General features: G+C 71.3%; 21 protein-coding genes. 4 read left to right on the top strand and 17 right to left on the bottom strand.

Features of this window, described 5'->3' with window-relative positions:
- Positions 1-179: 179 nt before the first annotated feature.
- The 5 genes from fabF to ACQPWZ_RS11495 form a co-directional block, all read right to left on the bottom strand.
- Positions 180-1,442 carry a beta-ketoacyl-ACP synthase II gene (gene fabF, locus ACQPWZ_RS11515; protein WP_327684411.1) on the bottom strand — a complete coding sequence of 421 codons (1,263 nt, stop codon included), beginning with the start codon at positions 1,440-1,442 and terminating at the stop codon, positions 180-182.
- 78 nt (positions 1,443-1,520) lie between these two features.
- Positions 1,521-1,769 (bottom strand): acyl carrier protein, encoded by a 249-nt coding sequence (locus tag ACQPWZ_RS11510; RefSeq protein WP_313946491.1) that lies wholly within the window; start codon positions 1,767-1,769, stop codon positions 1,521-1,523.
- A gap of 58 nt (positions 1,770-1,827) precedes the next feature.
- Positions 1,828-2,859 (bottom strand): ketoacyl-ACP synthase III, encoded by a 1,032-nt coding sequence (locus ACQPWZ_RS11505; protein ID WP_340472960.1) that lies wholly within the window; start codon positions 2,857-2,859, stop codon positions 1,828-1,830.
- A gap of 16 nt (positions 2,860-2,875) precedes the next feature.
- Entirely contained in the window at positions 2,876-3,793 is a 918-nt protein-coding gene (locus ACQPWZ_RS11500; RefSeq protein ID WP_433573805.1) for an ACP S-malonyltransferase, read from the bottom strand.
- Between the two features lie 89 nt (positions 3,794-3,882).
- On the bottom strand, positions 3,883-5,067 hold the full coding sequence (locus ACQPWZ_RS11495) for a PucR family transcriptional regulator (RefSeq protein ID WP_313946493.1): 1,185 nt from the start codon (positions 5,065-5,067) through the stop codon (positions 3,883-3,885).
- 92 nt (positions 5,068-5,159) lie between these two features.
- Between ACQPWZ_RS11495 and ACQPWZ_RS11490 the strand changes: the two genes are divergently transcribed.
- Positions 5,160-5,816, top strand: coding sequence for a pirin family protein (locus tag ACQPWZ_RS11490; RefSeq protein WP_340472958.1), 657 nt, complete (start codon positions 5,160-5,162; stop codon positions 5,814-5,816).
- 16 nt (positions 5,817-5,832) lie between these two features.
- On the opposite strand, the gene ACQPWZ_RS11485 is transcribed toward ACQPWZ_RS11490, so the two are convergent.
- The 3 genes from ACQPWZ_RS11485 to ACQPWZ_RS11475 are packed head-to-tail and all read right to left on the bottom strand — an operon-like array spanning position 5,833 to position 8,130.
- Positions 5,833-7,041: a hypothetical protein gene (locus ACQPWZ_RS11485; protein WP_433571278.1), complete on the bottom strand. Its 1,209-nt coding sequence runs from the start codon at positions 7,039-7,041 to the stop codon at positions 5,833-5,835.
- A gap of 20 nt (positions 7,042-7,061) precedes the next feature.
- Positions 7,062-7,322, bottom strand: coding sequence for a DUF397 domain-containing protein (locus ACQPWZ_RS11480; protein WP_433571277.1), 261 nt, complete (start codon positions 7,320-7,322; stop codon positions 7,062-7,064).
- Complete coding sequence (locus tag ACQPWZ_RS11475; RefSeq protein WP_433571276.1) at positions 7,288-8,130, bottom strand: helix-turn-helix domain-containing protein; 843 nt, start codon at positions 8,128-8,130, stop codon at positions 7,288-7,290. Before ACQPWZ_RS11475 ends, ACQPWZ_RS11480 begins: the two co-directional genes overlap by 35 nt.
- A gap of 83 nt (positions 8,131-8,213) precedes the next feature.
- On the opposite strand from ACQPWZ_RS11475, the gene ACQPWZ_RS11470 reads away from it, so the two are divergent.
- Positions 8,214-8,687 (top strand): ATP-binding protein, encoded by a 474-nt coding sequence (locus ACQPWZ_RS11470; RefSeq protein ID WP_433571275.1) that lies wholly within the window; start codon positions 8,214-8,216, stop codon positions 8,685-8,687.
- Here the strand turns inward: ACQPWZ_RS11470 and ACQPWZ_RS11465 are convergent.
- The 3 genes from ACQPWZ_RS11465 to ACQPWZ_RS11455 form a co-directional block, all read right to left on the bottom strand.
- A complete protein-coding gene (locus tag ACQPWZ_RS11465; RefSeq protein WP_340472953.1) occupies positions 8,653-9,468 on the bottom strand; it encodes a serine hydrolase domain-containing protein in 816 nt (271 codons plus the stop codon). The genes ACQPWZ_RS11470 and ACQPWZ_RS11465 overlap by 35 nt on opposite strands.
- 45 nt (positions 9,469-9,513) lie before the next feature.
- Positions 9,514-10,233, bottom strand: a complete 720-nt coding sequence (locus tag ACQPWZ_RS11460) for a YoaK family protein (protein ID WP_433571274.1) — start codon at positions 10,231-10,233, stop codon at positions 9,514-9,516.
- A gap of 165 nt (positions 10,234-10,398) precedes the next feature.
- Positions 10,399-10,860 (bottom strand): GNAT family N-acetyltransferase, encoded by a 462-nt coding sequence (locus ACQPWZ_RS11455; RefSeq protein ID WP_340472951.1) that lies wholly within the window; start codon positions 10,858-10,860, stop codon positions 10,399-10,401.
- A gap of 85 nt (positions 10,861-10,945) precedes the next feature.
- On the opposite strand from ACQPWZ_RS11455, the gene ACQPWZ_RS11450 reads away from it, so the two are divergent.
- Positions 10,946-11,401, top strand: coding sequence for a MerR family transcriptional regulator (locus tag ACQPWZ_RS11450; protein WP_340472950.1), 456 nt, complete (start codon positions 10,946-10,948; stop codon positions 11,399-11,401).
- 6 nt (positions 11,402-11,407) lie between these two features.
- Positions 11,408-12,424 carry an aldo/keto reductase gene (locus tag ACQPWZ_RS11445; protein WP_433571273.1) on the top strand — a complete coding sequence of 339 codons (1,017 nt, stop codon included), beginning with the start codon at positions 11,408-11,410 and terminating at the stop codon, positions 12,422-12,424.
- Between the two features lie 53 nt (positions 12,425-12,477).
- On the opposite strand, the gene ACQPWZ_RS11440 is transcribed toward ACQPWZ_RS11445, so the two are convergent.
- The 6 genes from ACQPWZ_RS11440 to ACQPWZ_RS11415 form a co-directional block, all read right to left on the bottom strand.
- Complete coding sequence (locus ACQPWZ_RS11440; RefSeq protein ID WP_433571272.1) at positions 12,478-13,668, bottom strand: acyltransferase family protein; 1,191 nt, start codon at positions 13,666-13,668, stop codon at positions 12,478-12,480.
- Positions 13,665-14,750 carry an alpha/beta hydrolase gene (locus ACQPWZ_RS11435; protein ID WP_433571271.1) on the bottom strand — a complete coding sequence of 362 codons (1,086 nt, stop codon included), beginning with the start codon at positions 14,748-14,750 and terminating at the stop codon, positions 13,665-13,667. The genes ACQPWZ_RS11440 and ACQPWZ_RS11435 overlap by 4 nt, the downstream gene beginning before the upstream one ends.
- A 239-nt stretch (positions 14,751-14,989) precedes the next feature.
- The gene (locus ACQPWZ_RS11430; protein WP_433571270.1) at positions 14,990-15,673 is read right to left on the bottom strand and encodes a response regulator; all 684 of its coding nucleotides are present in this window, start codon (positions 15,671-15,673) and stop codon (positions 14,990-14,992) included.
- Positions 15,670-16,989 (bottom strand): sensor histidine kinase, encoded by a 1,320-nt coding sequence (locus tag ACQPWZ_RS11425; RefSeq protein ID WP_433571269.1) that lies wholly within the window; start codon positions 16,987-16,989, stop codon positions 15,670-15,672. The genes ACQPWZ_RS11430 and ACQPWZ_RS11425 overlap by 4 nt, the downstream gene beginning before the upstream one ends.
- A gap of 102 nt (positions 16,990-17,091) precedes the next feature.
- The gene (locus ACQPWZ_RS11420) at positions 17,092-17,958 is read right to left on the bottom strand and encodes a DUF4429 domain-containing protein (RefSeq protein WP_340472944.1); all 867 of its coding nucleotides are present in this window, start codon (positions 17,956-17,958) and stop codon (positions 17,092-17,094) included.
- A gap of 75 nt (positions 17,959-18,033) precedes the next feature.
- Positions 18,034-19,245: an alpha/beta hydrolase gene (locus ACQPWZ_RS11415; protein WP_433571268.1), complete on the bottom strand. Its 1,212-nt coding sequence runs from the start codon at positions 19,243-19,245 to the stop codon at positions 18,034-18,036.
- Between the last annotated feature and the right edge of the window lie 139 nt (positions 19,246-19,384).

Genomic DNA, 19,384 nt, shown 5'->3' with positions numbered 1-19,384 from the left:
CGCACCCGTCCGCGCGGGAGGAAGCCCCTCGCGGCCGTCCGCACACGAGAACGTCCCGCGCGGCCGTCCGCACACGAGAGCGCCCCGCGCGGCCGTCAGCGCACGAGAACACTCCGCGCACGAGAACGACCGAGGCCCGGCCCCCGAGGGGGACCGGGCCTCTTGGCTGTGACGGGCGGTCAGACCGTACGGAACGCCAGGACCACGTTGTGGCCGCCGAAGCCGAACGAGTTGTTGATCGCCGCGATCGTGCCCTCCGGGAGCGCACGCGGCTCGCCGCGCACGATGTCCGCGTCCACCGCCTCGTCCAGGTCGTCGACGTTGATCGTCGGCGGGGCCGTGCGGTGGTACAGCGCCAGGACCGTCGCGACGGTCTCGATGCCGCCGGCGCCGCCCAGCAGGTGACCGGTCATCGACTTCGTGGCGGACACCGCCACATGGTCGAGGTCCGCGCCGAGGACCTGGCGCAGCGCCTTGACCTCGGCCACGTCGCCCTGGGGCGTCGAGGTGGCGTGCGCGTTCAGGTGCACGACCTCCGCGGGCTTGAGGTCCGTCGTCTCCAGCAGGTTGCGCATGGCGGCGGCGATACCGCGGCCCGTCGGCTCCGGCTGCGCGATGTGGTGGCTGTCCGCGGACAGACCCTGGCCCAGCACCTCGCAGTAGACCTTGGCGCCACGCTTCGCGGCGTGCTCCGCCGACTCGAGGATGACGACGCCGGCGCCCTCGCCGAGGACGAAGCCGTCACGGGCCGTGTCGTACGGACGCGACGCCTTCTCGGGCTCGTCGTTGTTCTTGGACATCGCCATCATGTTGGCGAACGCCGCGATCGGCAGCGGGTGGATCGCCGCCTCGGTGCCGCCGGCCACCACCACGTCGGCGCGGCCGGTGCGGATCATCTCCACGGCGTAGCCGATCGCCTCGGCGCCCGACGCACACGCGGACACCGGGGTGTGCACGCCCGCCTGGGCGTTCACCTCCAGGCCGACGTTGGCGGAGGGCCCGTTGGGCATGAGCATGGGCACGGTGTGCGGGGAGACGCGGCGTACGCCCTTCTCCTTGAGCACGTCGTACTGGTCCAGCAGAGTCGTTACGCCGCCGATGCCGGAGGCGATCACGGTGCCCAGCCGGGCGGGTTCGATGTTCTCGTCCTCGCCCGCCTGAGCGGTGAAGCCGGCGTCCGCCCATGCCTCGCGGGCCGCGATCACCGCGAACTGCGCGGAGCGGTCCAGCTTGCGGGCGAGCGGGCGCGGCAGGACCTCGCCGGGGTCGACCGCCGCGGGCGCGGCGATCCGGACCGGGAGTTCGGCGAAGCGTTCGCCTTCGAGCGGCTTCACTCCGGAGCGCCCGGCGAGCAGACCTTCCCAGGTCGATGCGCTGTCGCCACCCAACGGTGTGGTTGCGCCGATACCGGTGACGACCACGGTGCGATTGGTCGAGCTCACAGGAATTCTTTCTCCACGTGTAGGGGGTGCTGAATGTTCACGACGCCACGGTCAGGTGGCGACAGGCGCGTCTCAGGCTCAGGCCTGGTGCTTCGCGATGTAGTCCGCGGCGTCGCCGACGGTCTTCAGGTTCTTGACGTCGTCGTCCGGGATCTTGACGTCGAAGCGCTCTTCGGCGGCGACGACGACCTCGACCATGGACAGCGAGTCGACGTCCAGGTCATCGGTGAAGGACTTGTCCAGCTGGACGTCCTCGACCGGGATGCCGGCGATCTCGTTGACGATCTCCGCGAGACCGGAAACGATCTCGTCCTGAGTGGCGGCCATGTGGCGCTCCTTCGGTGTTAATCAGAGGGTTGATCTGGTGCCCGGAAGATCCGGATGCCTAGGGGAGGGTAACGACCGTGGCTGCGTAGACGAGACCCGCCCCGAAGCCGATGACGAGCGCCGTGTCGCCGCTCTTGGCCTGCCCGGTCGCCAGAAGCCGCTCCATGGCGAGCGGGATCGAGGCGGCCGAGGTGTTGCCGGTGGTCTCCACGTCACGGGCGACCGTGACGTGCTCCGGCAGCTTGAGGGTCTTCACCATCGAGTCGATGATCCGCATATTGGCCTGGTGCGGGATGAAGACGTCCAGGTCGGCCGAGGTGATCCCGGCGGCGTCCAGCGCCTGCTGGGCGACCTTCGCCATCTCGAACACGGCCCAGCGGAAGACCGCCTGGCCCTCCTGCGTGATGGCGGGGAACTTGATCTCGCCCTTGGAGTCGAGCGGCAGCTGCGACACGTCACCGTTATGGAAACGGTCCCACGGCACGGTCTGCTTGATCGTCCCGGCCTTGTCGCCCTCGGAACCCCAGACCGTCGGACCGATCTCCGGCTCCTCGGACGGGCCCACGACGACCGCGCCCGCGCCGTCACCGAACAGGAAGGCCGTCGCGCGGTCCTCCAGGTCGGTCAGGTCGCTGAGCCGCTCCACGCCGATCACCAGGACGTACCGGGCGGAGCCTTCGACGACCATGCCCTTGGCAAGCGTGAGGCCGTAGCCGAAGCCGGCGCAGCCCGCCGAGATGTCGAAGGCCGCGGCCTTCGCCGTGCCGAGCCGGTCGGCGATCTCGGTGGCGATGGCCGGGGTCTGGCTGAAGTGCGAGACGGTCGAGACGACCACCGCGCCGATCTGCTCGGCGGTGATCCCCGCGTCCGCGATCGCCTTGCCGGACGCCTCGATCGACATCGCGGCGACGGTCTCCTCGTCGGAGGCCCAGTGCCGGGTCGCGATGCCGGAGCGGGAGCGGATCCACTCGTCGGAGGAGTCGATCGTCTCGAGGATCACCTCGTTCGGCACGATCCGGGTGGGGCGGTAGCCGCCGACACCCATGATCCGCGCGTACGGGGCGCCCTTGCTGGGCTTGATCTTCGACATGCTCTACGGCTCCTTGTCAGGCTGCTGAGTGCTCGGCGACGAGCGTGCGGGCCGCGTCGAGATCGTCGGGGGTCTTGAGGGCGAGCGTCTGCACGCCCGGCAGCGCGCGCTTGGCCAGACCGGTGAGCGTGCCGCCGGGGCACACCTCGATCAGCGCCGTCACGCCGCGCTCCTTGAACGTCTCCATGCACCGGTCCCAGCGGACCGGGTTGGCCACCTGGCCGACCAGCCGCTCGACGACCTCGTCGCCCGAGCTGACGACCGCGCCGTCACGGTTGGAGACGTACGGCAGCTTCGGGTCGGACACCGTGAGGGCCTTCGCCGCCTCGGCGAGCTTGTCGACCGCGGGCGCCATGTGGAGCGTGTGGAACGCGCCGGCGACCTGGAGGGCCACCACGCGGCGGACGCCCTCGGGCTTGTCCGCCTCGAGCGCGGCGAGCTGCTCCATCGTTCCGGCGGCCACGATCTGACCGGCGCCGTTGACGTTGGCCGGGGTCAGGCCGAGGCTCTCCAGGTGCGGCACGGTGACCTCGGGGTCGCCGCCGAGCAGCGCCGACATACCGGTCTTCGTGATGGCCGCGGCATCCGCCATCGCCAGGCCACGCGTCCGTACGAAGCCGAGCGCGGCCACGTCGTCGAGGACACCGGCGAACACGGCAGCGGTGATCTCGCCGACGCTGTGGCCGGCGACGGCGTCGGGCGCCACGTCACCGAGCGCGGACGCCGACAGCAGACCGGCGGCGACCAGCAGCGGCTGGGCGACGGCGGTGTCGCGGATCTCGTCCGCGTCGGCCTTCGTGCCGTAGTGGACGAGGTCGAGTCCGATGGCGTCCGACCAGGCCGCGATGCGGTCGGCGGCGCCGGGGAGTTCGAGCCAGGGGGTCAGAAAGCCGGGCGTCTGAGCGCCTTGGCCGGGAGCGACGAGTACGAGCACCCTCACACTCTCTCTTGTATACGGCTCCGGACGCCCGTGGGGACAGGGACGAAGAACCGTCAGGGGAATTGTTGGTGTCCCACAAAAGTCTAGGACTGGGTATCCCCGTCGGCCAGACGCCCCAGGATGAGTGCGATCCGCAGTGTGAAAGCGGAGCGTACATCGGAGGGTGACCAGCCGGTGACGTCTGTCACACGTCGCAGCCGGTAGCGGACGGTGTTGGGGTGGACGAACAACATCCGCGCCGCGCCTTCGAGGCTACTCGCCTGCTCCAGATAGACACTCAGAGTTTCCAGAAGTGCCGAGCCCGCTTCTTCCAGTGGTCTGTAGATCTCCTCCACCAACTGCTCACGAGCGGCAGGGTCGGAGGCGATCGCGCGCTCCGGCAGGAGATCGTCCGCGAGCACCGGGCGCGGCGCGTCCTGCCAGGCGGAACACGCCTTGAGGCCCGCGGCGGCGGCCTGGGCGGACCGGGTCGCGGCCAGCAGGTCGGGCACGACGGGCCCCGCGACCACCGGACCGGCGGCATAAGGACCGATCAGGGCCTTGGCGACCTGCAACGGGTTGTCGCTGCCGCCCGCGATGACGACGAGCCGGTCACCGAGCACGCCGGTGAGGACCTGGAGCTTGGCGTGCCGGGCCGCCCGGCGGATGGCCTCCACCGTCAGTTCGCTGTCACCGTCCGGCGCGGTGCCGAGGATGACGCACACATGCTCGGGCGAGTTCCAGCCGAGCGCCGCCGCGCGGGAGACGGCGCCCTCGTCGGCCTCCCCGGACAGCACGGCGTTGACCACGAGGGACTCCAGCCGGGCGTCCCACGCGCCACGGGCCTCGGCGGCCTGCGCGTACACCTGGGCCGTCGCGAAGGCGATCTCGCGGGCGTAGACGAGCAGCGCCTCGCGCAGCACGGACTCGTCGCCCGGCGCGGCGACCTCCTCGATCGCCGTCTCCATGACCTCGATGGTGGTGCGCACCATCTCGACGGTCTGGCGCAGCGTGATGGCCCGGGTCAGCTCGCGCGGCGCGGTACCGAAGACGTCGGTGGAGATGGCCTGCGGGGTCTCCGGGTGCCGGAACCACTCGGTGAAGGCGGCGATACCGGCCTGGGCGACCAGGCCGATCCACGACCGGTTCTCGGGCGGCATCGCCCGGTACCACGGCAGCGTCTCGTCCATGCGTGCGATGGCGTCTCCGGCCAGCCGGCCGGAGGACTGCTCCAGCCGGCGCAGGGTCGCGGAGTGCGGATGAGGGGCGTTCGCTGCAGGTTCGGGCACGGGACAAGACTGCCTTATCAGGACGCGGGCGCTAAGTGGCGGGGTTCTTTGTCCTGCGCCGGAGCCCTCCGGGCCGGGGCTACCGTGGATCCGTGATTGACGTACGGCGCTCCGCCGACCGCTACCGCGGCGGCGCACCCGGATCGGGCATCGAATCCCTGCACGCCTTCTCCTTCGGGCGCCACTACGACCCCGACAACCTCCGCTTCGGCGCGATCCTCGCCTGCAACGAGGAGCGGCTGCGGCCCGGCGCAGGCTTCGACGAGCATCCGCACAGTCACACCGAGATCGTCACCTGGGTCGTCACGGGCGAGCTGACCCACCGCGACTCGCAGGGACACGCGACGGTCGTACGCCCCGGGGACGTGCAGCGGCTCAGCGCGGCGGGCGGGGTGCGGCACGTGGAGCGCAACGACGGCCACGAGGACCTGGTCTTCGTGCAGATGTGGCTCGCGCCGCTGGCACCGGGAGGCGATCCGTCGTACGAGATCGTCCACGGCATCGCCGACTCGACGCCGTACGCACTGCCCGAGGCGGGCGCGATGCTGCACGTCCGGCGACTGACCGCCGGTGAGCGCAGCGCGGTCCCGGACGCGGCGGCGGTGTACGTCCATGTGGTGCGCGGCGAAGTGCGGCTGGAGAAGGCGGAGTTGGGCCCCGGCGACTCGGCGCGGGTCACGGACGCCGAGGGCCTGGAGCTGACGGCGGGGGCGGGGGCGGCGGAGGTCCTCGTCTGGGAACTGGGCTGAGTGCGGGGCCGGCCCCTCAGTCCTGCCAGTAGAACAGCAGCGTGTCGACGTCGAGTGGGGCACGGTTGCCGAAGTAGTAGACGCACAGGTCGGTGACGCGGATCGCGCCGGTGGCCCCGTCGATCCAGCGGAACCCGGCCGATTCGAGAGCCTGACGGGCCGCGGGGTCGGTGTCGTGCCCGGTGGCGAACCGCCCGAGCGTACTGACGCAGACCTCCTTCCCGCCGCCGTACGCGATCACGTGATAGGTGCCGTCACCCTGCTGGTGGTGCTCGCCGCAGGACACCGGCTGACCGGGTGCGAGATGCGCCGCGGTGAGCGCGGCCGTCGCGCGGCGGAGCTGTTCGTCCACGTCGACGCGGGGCGGAGGCTCGGTGCACAGCGCCTCGACGCGCCAGCGCGGGTCGCTCTGTGTACGGCAGCCCGGTGCGTACGCGTGCACGATCGCGGAGCGCAGTTCCTCGTCCAGACCGGGGACCTCGACCCGGGGATGCCCGAGCGCCTCGTGGATCGCCCGCGTCTCGGCGGCGTCCTCGGTCAGGCGGTACAGCGCATACGCGGCCCACAGCTTCGCGTCGGTCGTCGGGGCCTCGTCGAGGTAGAGCCGCAGCCGGTCCGGGTCGTCGGCGAGCGACTGGGCGAGATGAGCGACAAGGCGGTCGGGGTCCGCGAGCGCGTCGGTCACGTCCTCACCGGCGCGGGCCCGCATACGGACCCGGAAGGCACGGTCCTCGGGCCGCGCGTCACCGAGGTCGTCCAGCACGGCACCGAGCCCGTACCGGGCGGTGAGTGCGTCGAGCCCGGCCTCGCCGAGGGCCTGGTTCCGCGGCCACGGGTCGGCCGCGAGCGTCGCCAGTTCCCGCACGGCCGTACGGTCGCCGAGCCTGCCGCGCGCGTGGAGGAACGCCTCGGGCATACCGAACGACTTCTCCGTCCGCCGGTCCTCGTGCCGCAGCCAGGGCAGGAGTTCGGCCCGGTCCGCGAGCACGTCCAGCAGCGCGCGGCGCACCTCGCTCACGTCACCGGAGTCCCGGACCCGCGCGAGCAGCGCGGGCACCCGCGCCTCGGGCACCCGCCCGTCCAGCGCGAGCGCGCACGGCCTGCGACGCCACCAGGGGTGCGCCCGGTCGGCCACGTACCGCGCGAGCGCGTCGGCGTCGAACTCGCGCAGGGCGGTGGCGTCTTCGCGTCCGGCCTGCGGGATCAGGGCCTCGATGTCTCGCATCCGGGGATGCTACGGGACCGTCACAGGCTGCTGATGAACGACCGCCAGGCGTCGGCGCCGAGGATCAGGACGGGGCCGGAGGGGTTCTTGCTGTCACGGACGGGGACGGCGGCGGTGGGGCAGTTGTCGGCGACCTCGACGCAGTCGCCGCCGGTGTTGCTGCTGTAACTGGACTTACGCCAAGCCGCGCTGCCGGTGACGGTGCACTCGACGCACTCACCGCCACTGGGGCCGCTGTAACTGGACTTACGCCACTGCACCTTGCTCGGGTGGGTCTCCATAGCGTTCCTCCATCACGCAGGCGATCAGTGCCGCCGAGTCCCCTACGGACAGGGCGGCGGCCTGCAAGTGAGCGTAATGGAGAGAGGCTTCCCTGATGCTTTCCGCGTTGGCTGTCATGTGGCCGGACATCATGTCCTCTGTGTAGAAGATGTCCGGGTGGTCATCGAAGCGTAGGACGGTGAACGATCCGGCGAGGCCCGGATGTTCACCGGCCGAGAGCGGCAGCACCTGGATGCGTATCCAGCGATGGGTGATGAACTCCAACAGACGCGCCAGTTGCCTGCGCATGACGTCGGTACCCCCTACCGGCCGGTGCAGCACCGCCTCGTCCAGAACGGCCCAGGCCAGCGGTGGCTGCTCCCGCTCCAGGATGCGCTGGCGTTCCATCCGCGCGGCCAGTAGACCGTCGAGGTCGTCCGGCTTGCTCGTGGCCAGCACCGCCCGCGCATACTTCTCCGTCTGCAACAGCCCGTACACCAACTGCGCCTGGTACGTGGAGATGTACGCCGCCTTCGCCTCCATCTCCGCATACGGCTGGAACCAGTTGGGCAGCTGGCTGCGCAGGACCAGACCGGCCAGGCGCGAGAACACCCCGTCCGTGCCGAGAGCCGCGTCCACCCGCTCGGAGAAGTCGCGGGTGGGGACCTTCTTCGTCGTCTCGATCTGGCCGATGAGCGAGCCCGTACAGAAGATGATCTCGCCCAACTGGCCCTGTTTGAGCCCGTGGGCCTCGCGCTGGCGGCGGAGCTCCCAGCCGTAGTAGTCGAGCGGGGATGCGCTGGGGTCGAGTGACTGGATGTTGGCCACGGGGGCACCTCCGGCCTGCAACGCCTCGCGGCGTTCGTTTCGGTTCGTAGCCGAGCGTAACCGCCGCATCGCACGCTGGTGACATGAATCACGTAACCGATCCGCAGGCGACCGAGGTTGCTGCCCGGTACCGCACCGACTTCGCCGTGGCCGAGCATTCGGCCCGGCATCTGCGGCGCATCCTGCGGTTCTACCTGGAAGGGTCAGGCCTGCTCGATGTGGCCGACGCGGCCGAGCTGGCGCTCACCGAGCTGATCGCGAACGTCGTACGGCATGTCCCCGGCCGCCGCTGCCGCACCTGCATCCTTCTGCGGGCCGACGGCGTCCGCGTGGAGGTGGCCGACGACTGTCCGAAGCTGCCCGCGCCGGCCGCACGCGACGAACTGGCCGACGGCGGGCGGGGGTTACTGCTCGTCGAAGCGGTCACCGACCGGTGGGGCGTGCAGCCGCACTCCGGCGGGCAGGGCAAGACCGTGTGGTTCGAGTGTCTGTCCTCGTCACCGGATGACCGGCCGGGACGGCTCAGCCGCGCAACTCCGCCAGGACCGCGTCCGTGAACGGCGGCCACGCCTCGATCGCCCACGGTCCGAAGGCGCGGTCCGTGAGCACCACGCACGCCGCCTGCGCGTCCGGATCGATCCACAGGAACGTGCCCGACTGGCCGAAGTGGCCGAAGGTGCGGGGTGAGGACGAACTGCCCGTCCAGTGCGGGGACTTGCCGTCGCGGATCTCGAAGCCGAGACCCCAGTCGTTCGGCTTCTGGTTCCCGTAGCCGGGCAGGATGCCCGACAGGCCCGGATGGACGACGCTCATCGCCTCCAGCACGGTCCGCGCGTCCAGCAGCCGGGGCGCCTGCACCTCGGCGGCGAAGCGCACCAGGTCGTCCACGGTCGACGTGCCGTCCTTCGCGGGGGAGCCGTCGAGCGTCGTCGCCCTCATCCCCAGCGGCTCCAGCACCGCCTGGCGCACATACTCCGGGAAGGGGATCTCGGTGGCCTTGGCGACATGGTCGGCGAGCTGCTCGAAGCCGGCGTTGGAGTAGATCCGGCGCGTGCCGGGCGCCGAGGTCTGCTTGTGCTCGTCGAAGGCGAGCCCGGAGGTGTGGGCGAGCAGATGGCGCACCGTGGACCCCTCGGGCCCCGCGGGCTCGTCGAGCTCGACCGCGCCCTCCTCGTACGCCACGAGTACCGCGTACGCGGCGAGCGGCTTGGTGACCGAGGCGAGCGGGAAGCGCTGTGCGACGGGGCCGTGCGAGCCGGCGACGGTTCCGTCCGCTCGGACGACGGCGGCAGCCGCGGTCGGTACGGGCCAGTTCTCGATCTTCGCCAGGCTCTGCATGCCTGCGAGCCTAGCCGCGTGTCGGCCGGGGCCGCCGGGCGGGCGTCACACCGACCGCCCGGCGACCGTTTCCGCGTCGCCGGGGGACAGCAGCAGACCGGAGGCCGCGATGAGCGCCACCACGCCGGACAGCACGAACAGCGCGGGCGAGGGACCCCAGGGCACCATCAGCGTGCCGGCCAGCCCACCCAGGAACATGCCCGCCACCGTGGCGACGGGCCGGGCGAACCGGATCTCCCGCCCTCCTGACGCCGTCGTGCCGGGTACCAGCAGGGTGCCGATCAGGGTCACCAGGGGGATCTGGATGAGCAGCGTCGTCATCCCGGTGATCGGGGCACGCACCACCCCGATGTTGCGCAGACCCATCGCCAGGGCGACCAGGCCGATCACGGCGTAGCGCTGCCCGGAGGACACGGAACCGTCCCCGGGCCAGCCGAGGGCCACCACCGCTGCCACGGCCAGCAGGACCGCTTCGGCCGCCAGCGTATGGGGGAACCAGAACGGGCGACGCCGGCGCAGCACCCTGATCAGCGCGCTGCCGCAGACCACACCGAGGACGAACGCGGCCAGCGACACGGTCGAGGGGACGGCCGACGGAATGTCGCTCGTGCCGCCCAGCGCGAAGGCCAGGAACAGCAGGTTCCCGGTCGCCAGCGCGGTGAAGACATGACCGAGGACCAGGAAACTGAGGGCGTCGACCGCGCCCGTCGTCACGGACAGCAGGGACAGGGCCCCGAGCACGGCCCGCTCACGGAAGTCCGTCAACGCGGACCGGGCCCGAGGAGCCGTCGCGGCATCGGATCATCGTGCACGGCTGGCTCCTGACGGTGTCTCCGGTCGCGCCCCGGCTCCTGTGCCGTGGCCTCCCGATCTTGCCCCGGCCGGGCCGTACCGCCGGGGACGACACCGTGTGCCCGTGTTCCGGCAGCCCTAAAGGGTGAGCCGCATCGCGGGATCGGGGGTCCGGGCGAAGCCCAGCGAGGTGTAGAGCGGCTCGCCCTCGGAGGAGGCCCGCAGATCGATCTTGCGTACGCCGCGCTTCTCGAACCAGGCCAGCAGGGCTTCCATGCAGGCGCGGGAGTGGCCACGCCGGCGCATGTCCGGGTCGGTGGCGACACTGAAGACGTAGCCGCTGACACCCTGCGGATTGCCGGGGCCGCCGAGCCGGTACTCGATGATGCCGACCGCGCAGGCCGCGAGCCCGCCCGGCCGGTCGACGACGAACGCCGTCAGATCGCCGTCCGGGTCGGCAAGCCTGGCCCGCAGGGTCGCGACGGCCGCGGGCTGCCAGCTGACATCGGGGTTCGGGCCGTGGCACGAGTCCTGCATGACTTTGCGGAGGCGGACCAGTTCCAGGGCGTCTTCGGGGGTTGCGCGACGGGCGGCAGTCATGGGCGGGACGCTAGTGCGGGTACTGGGAAAACTGCCATCGGATTCTGCTTGCTTGGAGTGCACTCGAAGGTTTTAGCGTGGAGGTATGACGCTGATCGAGAGCACTCCCGTACGGACGGATCTCTGCAAAGCGGCTCCCCGCGCGCATCCGCGCCCGGAGGGGCAGGACCGCTACACGATCAGCGAGGTCGCCGCCTTCACCGGACTCACCGCGCACACCCTGCGCTGGTACGAGCGGATCGGGCTGATGCCGCATGTCGACAGGTCGCACACCGGACAGCGGCGCTTCAGCAATCGCGACCTCGACTGGCTCGCCTTCGTCGGCAAGCTGCGGCTGACCGGAATGCCCGTCGCGGACATGGTCCGCTACGCCGAGATGGTGCGGGCCGGCGAGGACACCTTCGACGCCCGGCAGGAGCTGCTGGAGCAGACCCGGCGCGACGTTCTCGCGCGGATCGCGGAACTCCAGGACACCCTCGCCGTGCTGGACCACAAGATCGAGTTCTACGCGGGCGCCCACCGGGCGCCGGAGAGGGTCTGAACCCTGATGAGCACCACCAAGATCGAACAGGTTCGTCTCGGGACCCAGGGCCCGCTGGTCGGCGTGCAGGGCCTCGGCTGCATGGGCATGAGCGAGTTCTACGGCGACACCGACGAGACGGCCGCCCGCGAAACCCTGGAAGCGGCGCTGGAAGGAGGTGTCACGCTCTTCGACACGGCCGACGTGTACGGGCGGGGCGCCAACGAGGAGTTCCTCGCACCCTTCTTCGGCGCGCACCGCGACGAGATAACCCTCGCCACCAAGTTCGCCATCGAGCGGACCGACGACCCGCAGTACCGGGGTGTGCGCAACGACCCCGCCTACATCCGCCGGGCGGTCGACGCGAGCCTCTCGCGGCTGAAGACCGAGGTGATCGACCTGTACTACATGCACCGCCGTGACCCGGGTGTTCCGCTCGCCGAGTCCGTCGGCGCGATGGCCGAACTGGTCGCCGCGGGCAAGGTCAGGCACCTCGGGCTGAGCGAGGTCACCGGCCCCGAACTGCGCGAGGCGCACGCCGTGCACCCGATCGCGGCCCTCCAGTCGGAGTGGTCGCTGTTCAGCCGGGACGTGGAGCGCAGCGCGGTGGGCGCGGCGGCGGAGCTGGGTGTCGCGCTGGTGCCGTACTCCCCGCTCGGACGCGGATTCCTGACGGGTGCCTTCGCCGATGCCACGAAGGACCTGTCGCAGAGCGACTTCCGCCAGTACCAGCCCCGGTTCACCGGGGACAACGCCCGGAACAACGCGGCGCTGCTCGAACCGGTCCGCAAGATCGCCGAGGCGCACGACGCGACGCTCGGCCAGGTGGCCCTGGCCTGGGTTCAGCAGCAGTCCCGGGTGCACGGGCTGCCCGTGGTCCCGATCCCGGGCACCCGCAAGGCATCCCGGCTCCGGGAGAACCTCGGGGCGACGCGGCTGACGCTCACCGACGAGGAACTGGCGCTGCTGGAGCCGATCGCCGAGCAGGTGGCGGGCGACCGCTACCCGGACATGTCGTCGACGTCGGCGGCGCGGGAGGTCTAGGTCGTGTCCGCGAAGTCTTTCTAGGACCTGCGCCGGCGCCTCGCCTGCGCCGACTACGCGAGTCCCAGAGCGAACACGGCGAAGCCCGCCGCGAGCAGCCCCGCTGCCGCGCGGCGGGTTCTCGTCGTCTTCGTCCACGGCTGCTCGAATCGGCGCGCGTAGCGGCCGATGAGGACCAGCAGCCCGGCGAACAGGGGCAGCCACGCCAGCCGGGCGAGGATCCAGCCGAGCGAGTCCGGTGCGGTCGTCAGACCGGGCACGGCACCGGCGAACGCTCCCGGGACCGCCGCCGCCAGCATCGCCGTCTGGTGCCAGCACAGGATCGTCATCGCCGACAGGTTGACCACGACGACCGGGGCCCAGAGCGCCGGCCGCGTCAGCAGCCGGGCGATCCGGTCGCGCAGCAGGATCGCGGCGCCGCTCTGCGCCGAGGCCAGGGCGAGCACCAGCAACGACGGCGGATGGGAGTTGGTGCGACTCTCGCCCGGCACACCGACCATCGACGCCGGGTAGTCGAAGACGATCAGCAGCACGGCGAAGAGCGCCGCACCGCCGACGAGCAGGACCCGGGCGTGCCGGCGGCCGAGGCGCCCTTCGCCCCAGCTGACACCGAGCTGGTACGCGAAGAGCCAGCCCGGAAGGATGTTGAGGACGCTCAGCCAGGACGGCACGGCGTCGGCGTACGGCCCGTAGCGCAGGACGTCCACGACGGCGACACTCACGAGCAGCGGCGCCGCCGCCCACGCCCCGAGCCGGCGGGCGAGGCGCACGCAGCACGGCGTCAGCGCCGTCACCACGGTGTAGACGCCCACGAACCACAGGGGTTGGACGACCAGCGTCGAGCCGGTGCGCAGCGTCGTGCCGGGCACGCCGAGCGCGTACAGGACGGGGATCATCACGGCCCAGACGGCCGTGACTCCGAGCACCGGCCGCCCGAGGCGGGTGATGCGCTGCTTCAGCCACTGCGCGGTCGAGCCCGGGCGGCGGTGGTACGAGAGCACGGACGCGTAGCCGCCGACCAGGAAGAAGATCCCGAGCATCTGGAGCACCCAGCTGACCGGGGCGAAGAAGCCGAACGAGGCGAGCGGGCTGGCGTTGTGCAGGGCTCCGTCCGCGTCGAGGGTGAAGCCGCCGAGCAGCCAGTGTCCGGTCGGCACGGCGAGCAGGGCGAGCGCTCGCAGCCCGTCGACGGCACGGTCGCGGTGGGCGGGCGTGCGGGCCTCGATCTTCTCGGCGAGTCTCATCGGACATCTCCTTCGGGGCCTGTCGAGGCCGCGCGTTCGTGCCCTGCGGAGGCCGCGCGGCCGGTCGCGATGGCGGCGAAGTGCCGGAGCGAGTCGGTGCCGGGGGCGAAGTAGCCGGTGTGCCCCTCGGCCCGTTCGGCGGGAACCCGGCGTGCGCCGAAGGCGGGTGAGGCGGGGTCGTTGCCGTGGCCGAGCCCGAGGAGTTCGACGTGCGGGACCTTGGAGATCCAGTCGGAGGCGTCCTTGGCCGCCCACACCCGCGCGTCGGTGCGCAGTTCGCGGACGGAGCCGGCGCGCATCCCGGGGGAGCCGAGCACGACGATGTCGGCGACCTGCAGATCATGGGCGGCGAGACCGCAGACGACGGAGCCGTAGCTGTGGCAGAACAGGCTCGGCGGCGGTGCGTCGACCGCCGCCAGGCCGTCGGCGAAGCGGGTCAGGCGTACGGCGCCGGCCTCGGCCAGATCGCCGGTGGCGGCGTCCAGCCCGACACCGACGGGGGTGGTGTAGCCGGTCCACGCGATGACGGCGGTGCCGGGGTCCGTCGCCGCCCGGAGGGAGTTGGCCATCCCGGCGGGCGTGCCGTACGGGTCCTTGGCGCGGTCGAAGGTCCCGGCGTCCATGTCGGACCCCGGCACGATCACCGACACATGGCGGGCGTGCTCCAGGTCGCCGTAGACCTCGGCGACCTGGCCGCGGCCGCGGGGGTCGAAGGCGAGTATCTGCCGCCCGGGCTCCGCCAGTCGTGCGAGCGGAGTGCCGCGCAGGGCACGGGAGTTGGCCTCGTAGCGCAGGGCGACGGGTGCGCCGTCGAGATTGCCGACGACGAGCGGGTGGCGGTGGGCGAGACGCTGCCGGGCGGCGGGGTCCAACGTGCGGAAGAAGTCCGCTACTCGGGTGGGCTCGGCGGTGGCGGGGTCGGGCAGGGGGCGACCGAGGGAGCGGTCGGCGTTCCACTCGGCGGTACCGGGCGGCGGGCCGGTGACCGGCCGTTGCGCGCTCCCGGAGGCCCAGCCGGCGGTCCCGGAGACGACGGTCGTCGCCAACGCAACAGCCACCAGGGTTCGTTTGTAGCGGCGCATGCTCCCGCCCTTCCTCTTGCTCGTCCGTCTGCGTGACGGAGGGAAGGTAGGAAGGGAATGGGTGAGGGGGCGTCACCCCGGGGAGCCAGGTCGAAGGTGCTACCGGGGTATGAGCGGGCGGTGACCGGCCGCGGGAAGGTGCGTGCGAGGGATCATGAACGGGCCGCCGGAAGCAGGCTCAGGAACCGGCCGCCGGAAGGAATGCGGAAGCAATTACGGGAACAGGCGCACCCGCAGGCTCAGGAACCGGCCGCCCCGGGCCGGACCAGGCCCGATTCGTACGCGAAGATCACTGCCTGCGCCCTGTCCCGCAGCGCCAGCTTCGACAGGACCTTGCCGATGTGCGTCTTCACCGTCTGTTCCGCCAGCACCAGATGGGCCGCGATCTCCTGGTTGGACAGCCCGCGCGCGATCAGTTCCAGGACCTCTGTCTCGCGCGGGGTCAGGCCGTTCAGCCGCAGGGACGGGTCCTTCCGCGGCGCCTGCCGCTGGGAGGCGAACTCGGCGATCAGCCGGCGGGTGACCGAGGGAGCCAGCAGCGCCTCGCCCGCCGCCACCACCCGTACCGCCGCGATCAGATCCGCCGGGGGCGCGTCCTTCAGCAGGAATCCGGACGCACCCGCCCGCAGCGCCTCGTACACGTAGTCGTCCACGTCGAACGTGGTCAGCATCAGCACCTTGGGCACATGCACCACTCCCACCGGCGGGTGGAGGATCGCACGGGCCGCCGCCAGGCCGTCCATCTCCGGCATCCGGACGTCCATCAGCACCACGTCCGGGTGCGTGGAGCGCGCCACGTCCACCCCCGCCCGCCCGTCCGGCGCCTCGCCCACCACGTCGATGTCGGACTGCGCGGCCAGCAGCGCGGCGAAGCCCGCCCGCACCATGGCCTGGTCGTCGACGATGATCACGCGGATGGTCACGAAGGGTCCTCCGAGGTCGGGGGAGTGGCCAGCGGAAGCCGCGCGGCCACCCGGAATCCGCCGTCCGGCAGCGGACCGGTGTCCAGTGTTCCGCCGGTCAGCCGTACGCGTTCCCGCATGCCGACCAGACCGTGTCCGGTGCCGGTGGTCTCCAGCGGTGATGTGCGTTCCTCCGCCGGGAGGTTGACGACGAGCACGGTGAGGTCCGTGCCGTCGGATGTCACCGAGACCCGTGTCGGCGCCCCGGGCGCGTGCCGCACCACGTTGGCGAGTGCCTCCTGCACGATGCGGTACGCCGAGAGGTCGACCGCCTGCGGCACCGGATCGTCCGGCACTCCGAGGGCCAACTCCACCGGTACGCCCGCCCGTACGGTCGCCTCCACCAGCTGCTGCACCCGGTCGAGCCCCGGCTGCGGCGTCAGTTCGCTCTCCGTGCCCTCGCTGCGCAGCACCGTCAGCAGCCGGCGCATCTCCGTCAGCGACTCACGGGCGCCCGCGGCGATCGCTCCGAACTCCTCACGCGCCGCGTCGGGCAGGCCCTCGATGCGGTACGGCGCGGAATCGGCCTGCACCGTGATCAGCGACATGTGGTGGGCGACGACGTCGTGCAGCTCGCGCGCGATCCGCGCCCGCTCCTCCAGCACCGTGCGCTGCGCCCGTTCCGCCTCGCTGATGGTCTCCTGCACGACCAGCCGTCGCTGGGCGTCGCCGCGTTCGCGCAGCGCGCCCGTGACGACCAGCACCAAGCCGCTCAGGACGAACAGCAGCAGATGGATGCCGTCACTGCGGTCCTGCGAGATCAGTTCGAACAGCCACCCCACAGCGCCCGTCGCCAGCCAGACGGCCAGCAGCGTACGGCGCGGCTCCCGCAGTCCGAGGCAGGCCATCAGGACGAGATACCCGACGACCACCATCGGGGTCCACGGCCAGCTCCGGTCCACGGTCCCCGCCGCGCCCATCAGCGCGAAAGCCCCGGCCACATCCGCCGCGGCCACGATCCACCACGCCTGGAGCGGGCGGGTGAGAGCCAGCAGCAGCGGCACCGTCTGGGCGGTGGCCAGCGCTCCGGCGAGCGCTCCGTTCAGCCGGTAGTCGTTGACGAGCACACTGACCGTGACCGGCAGCAGACTCACGACGAACGCGAACACCACCACGTACGGCGTCAGCCGCAGCCACCGCTTCTCGACCGAGCCGAAGAGCGGGGCGGTGGACGACGACGGCGTACGGAGGTCGGCGGCGAGGAGGCGCAGATTGTCCTGGGCGCCGCGCAACGCCCGGGAGCGTCGCGAGGGGGAGGACCGGGGAGACTGGGACATGGCCTGATCAGCGTAGGCAGACCGGCCGGCCGATGGCGTCATACCCGGGGGCCGGGCGCGGTGTCATACCCCGGTATGACACCACCGCCCGCTCCGGCTCGCTCACAGCTCCGCCAGCAGCTGCGCCTTCTTGGAGCTGAATTCCTCGTCGGTCACCAGCCCTGCCAGATGCAGTTCGCCCAGGTGCCGGATCCGCTCGGCGATGTCCGCCGGGTCGCGACGGCACGCCTGCATCGCCATCGCGGGAGGCGAGCCGGAGTTCTGCACGGATTCGAGGACCGCCGCGGCGAACGGCAGGGACTCGTGCACCTGCCCTTTGTTGAGCCCGAACATCAGCGCGGCAGGGTCCTTGTCGAGCGCCGGCCGAACCGTGTCGTCGACCGGCGGATTCGTGTGCCGGACGAGCCGCAGATATCCGTCGAGGGCCTCGGGCGTGCGCCACTCGACCCCGCTCAGCTCGTCGACCGGGAAACTCTGGTCGCCCGCCTTCCACTTGGCGGACGACGCACCCGCCCACGACCAGCGGAAGTCGACACGGGAGCCGTCGAAGGAGGCCTTGCCGTCGTACGCCTTGAAGTTCAGGGGCGCGCTGGGCGCGGCCACGGCGTACCGGTCGACGGGACGGTCGGCGTCCGAGGGCAGCACGGCCCGCAACTCGTCGGCGTAGTACTCGGCGAGGGTCTCGCGGTCGGCCGGCAGCACCAGGCGGTACGGATCGCACGCTTCCTTCAACTGCCCGGCCGCTGCCTCCATCAGAGGATCGGCGCCGGGTCTGGGTGCCGCATGCAGCACCACCGTTCCCCGCTTGCCCGGGGAAAGTGTCACCGACGCCAACGCTTCGTGAGGGATACGGCGTTCGCGGAGCGTCTGGAAGAGCTTCGGCGCGCGGTGTCCCCGTTCGAAGCGGATGATCACGGAGTCGGTCTCGAACTCCCACGTGGCTTGAATTCCGGCCAGTTCGTCACCCATACGCCTCATCGTAGGCGGCGGGCGCCCGCACGTCTTCCCTCGGTGCAGAGCCCGGTTGACGAAGTTCTACGCGCGTCAGACCGCTTCTTCGCCATAGATACCACTGCGGCATGTGTCATCGGCGCTCGCACAGGTGACACCGTCGAACGAACCGACGCCGATCTCGGCGAAGTTGGTGATGCTCTCCGTACCCGGCTCGAAATAACCGGTGTGGCCGACAGCGTCCGCCGCCGACATCACGCGCGCCCCGAACTCCGGTGCCACCGGGTCCTCGCCGTGCCCCAGTCCGCCGACCGCCAGATGCGGCACGTCCTGGATCCAGTCGTCGCTGTCGCGCATCGCCCACACCCGGGCGCGGGTGTGCAGCGCCGCCGCGTTCTCGGCGCGCATGCCCGGGCTGCCGGCCACCGCGATGTCGGTGACGCGCTCGGGCAGTTGACGTGCGGCGACGCCGCAGACGACGGAGCCGTAGCTGTGGCAGAAGAGCGCGACGCGGGACGGGCCGGGCAGGGCTTCGGTCAGCGCCGTCAGCCGGACGGCACCGCTCTCCGCCAGCCGGCCTATGGCCGAGTCCACGCCGAGCCCGGCCGGGGTGGTGTAGTCGGCCCAGGCGATGACCGCCGTACGCGCCCGGGGCGAGGCCGCCCGCTCGGCGGCGTACAGCGACTTGGCCATGCCGACCGGCGCCGCGTACTTGCGGGCGGTCCGCTGGAAGGTGAGCAGATTGGTGTCCACACCGGGGACGACCACGGACACACGTTCGGCGCGGTTCAGATCACCGAACACCTCGGCGACCTTGCCGGGCCCGGACGGGTCGAAGGCAAGGATCTGCCGCTCGGGATCCATGAGGGACTCGAAGCGGTTCATCCGGCGGGTCGCCATGCGCCGGCCGTCCGCGGTGAGGTCGGCGGTGGCGACGCGCTTGCGTTCGAGCTCCAGTGCGCGCGCCAGGCCCTTGCGGTTCGCCCGATAACGCAGAGCGACCGGCGCACCGTTGAGATTGCCGACCACGTACGGGTATTCGTCGGCGAGCCGCGTGCGCTCCGCACCCCGCAGCGAGGCGAAGAAGGCCGTCAGCTTCTTCGGTGACGAGTCGGTGCCGGGCAGGGCCCGGGCTCCTATGCGCGCCTTGCCCCAGCCGCTGAGCTCGGCCTCGTAGATGTCACGAGGGCCGCCCTGGTGCCGTACGGCCGTCCAACCGGTGGTCGCCAGCATCAGGAACACAACCGTGAGCGCGAGGAAAGCGCGCACGGTGACGGGGGTGGGGGAGGAGTCGAAGGAAGTCACTGAGAGACACCCTAGGAGAAGCCGGCGGCGGCTCGCGAAGACCGTGAGGCAGATCACGTGTTCAGAACGTAATTACGGGGAAGAACCGTGACTTGAGCCACGCCGGGGAGCGCACTCCGGCGTGTCATCGGCCCACTTC

Origin of the sequence: Streptomyces sp. CA-251247, assembly GCF_050952975.1 — a bacterium.
Classification (GTDB): Bacteria; Actinomycetota; Actinomycetes; order Streptomycetales; family Streptomycetaceae; genus Streptomyces; species Streptomyces achmelvichensis.
This window is presented reverse-complemented; position numbering and strand designations above follow the sequence as displayed.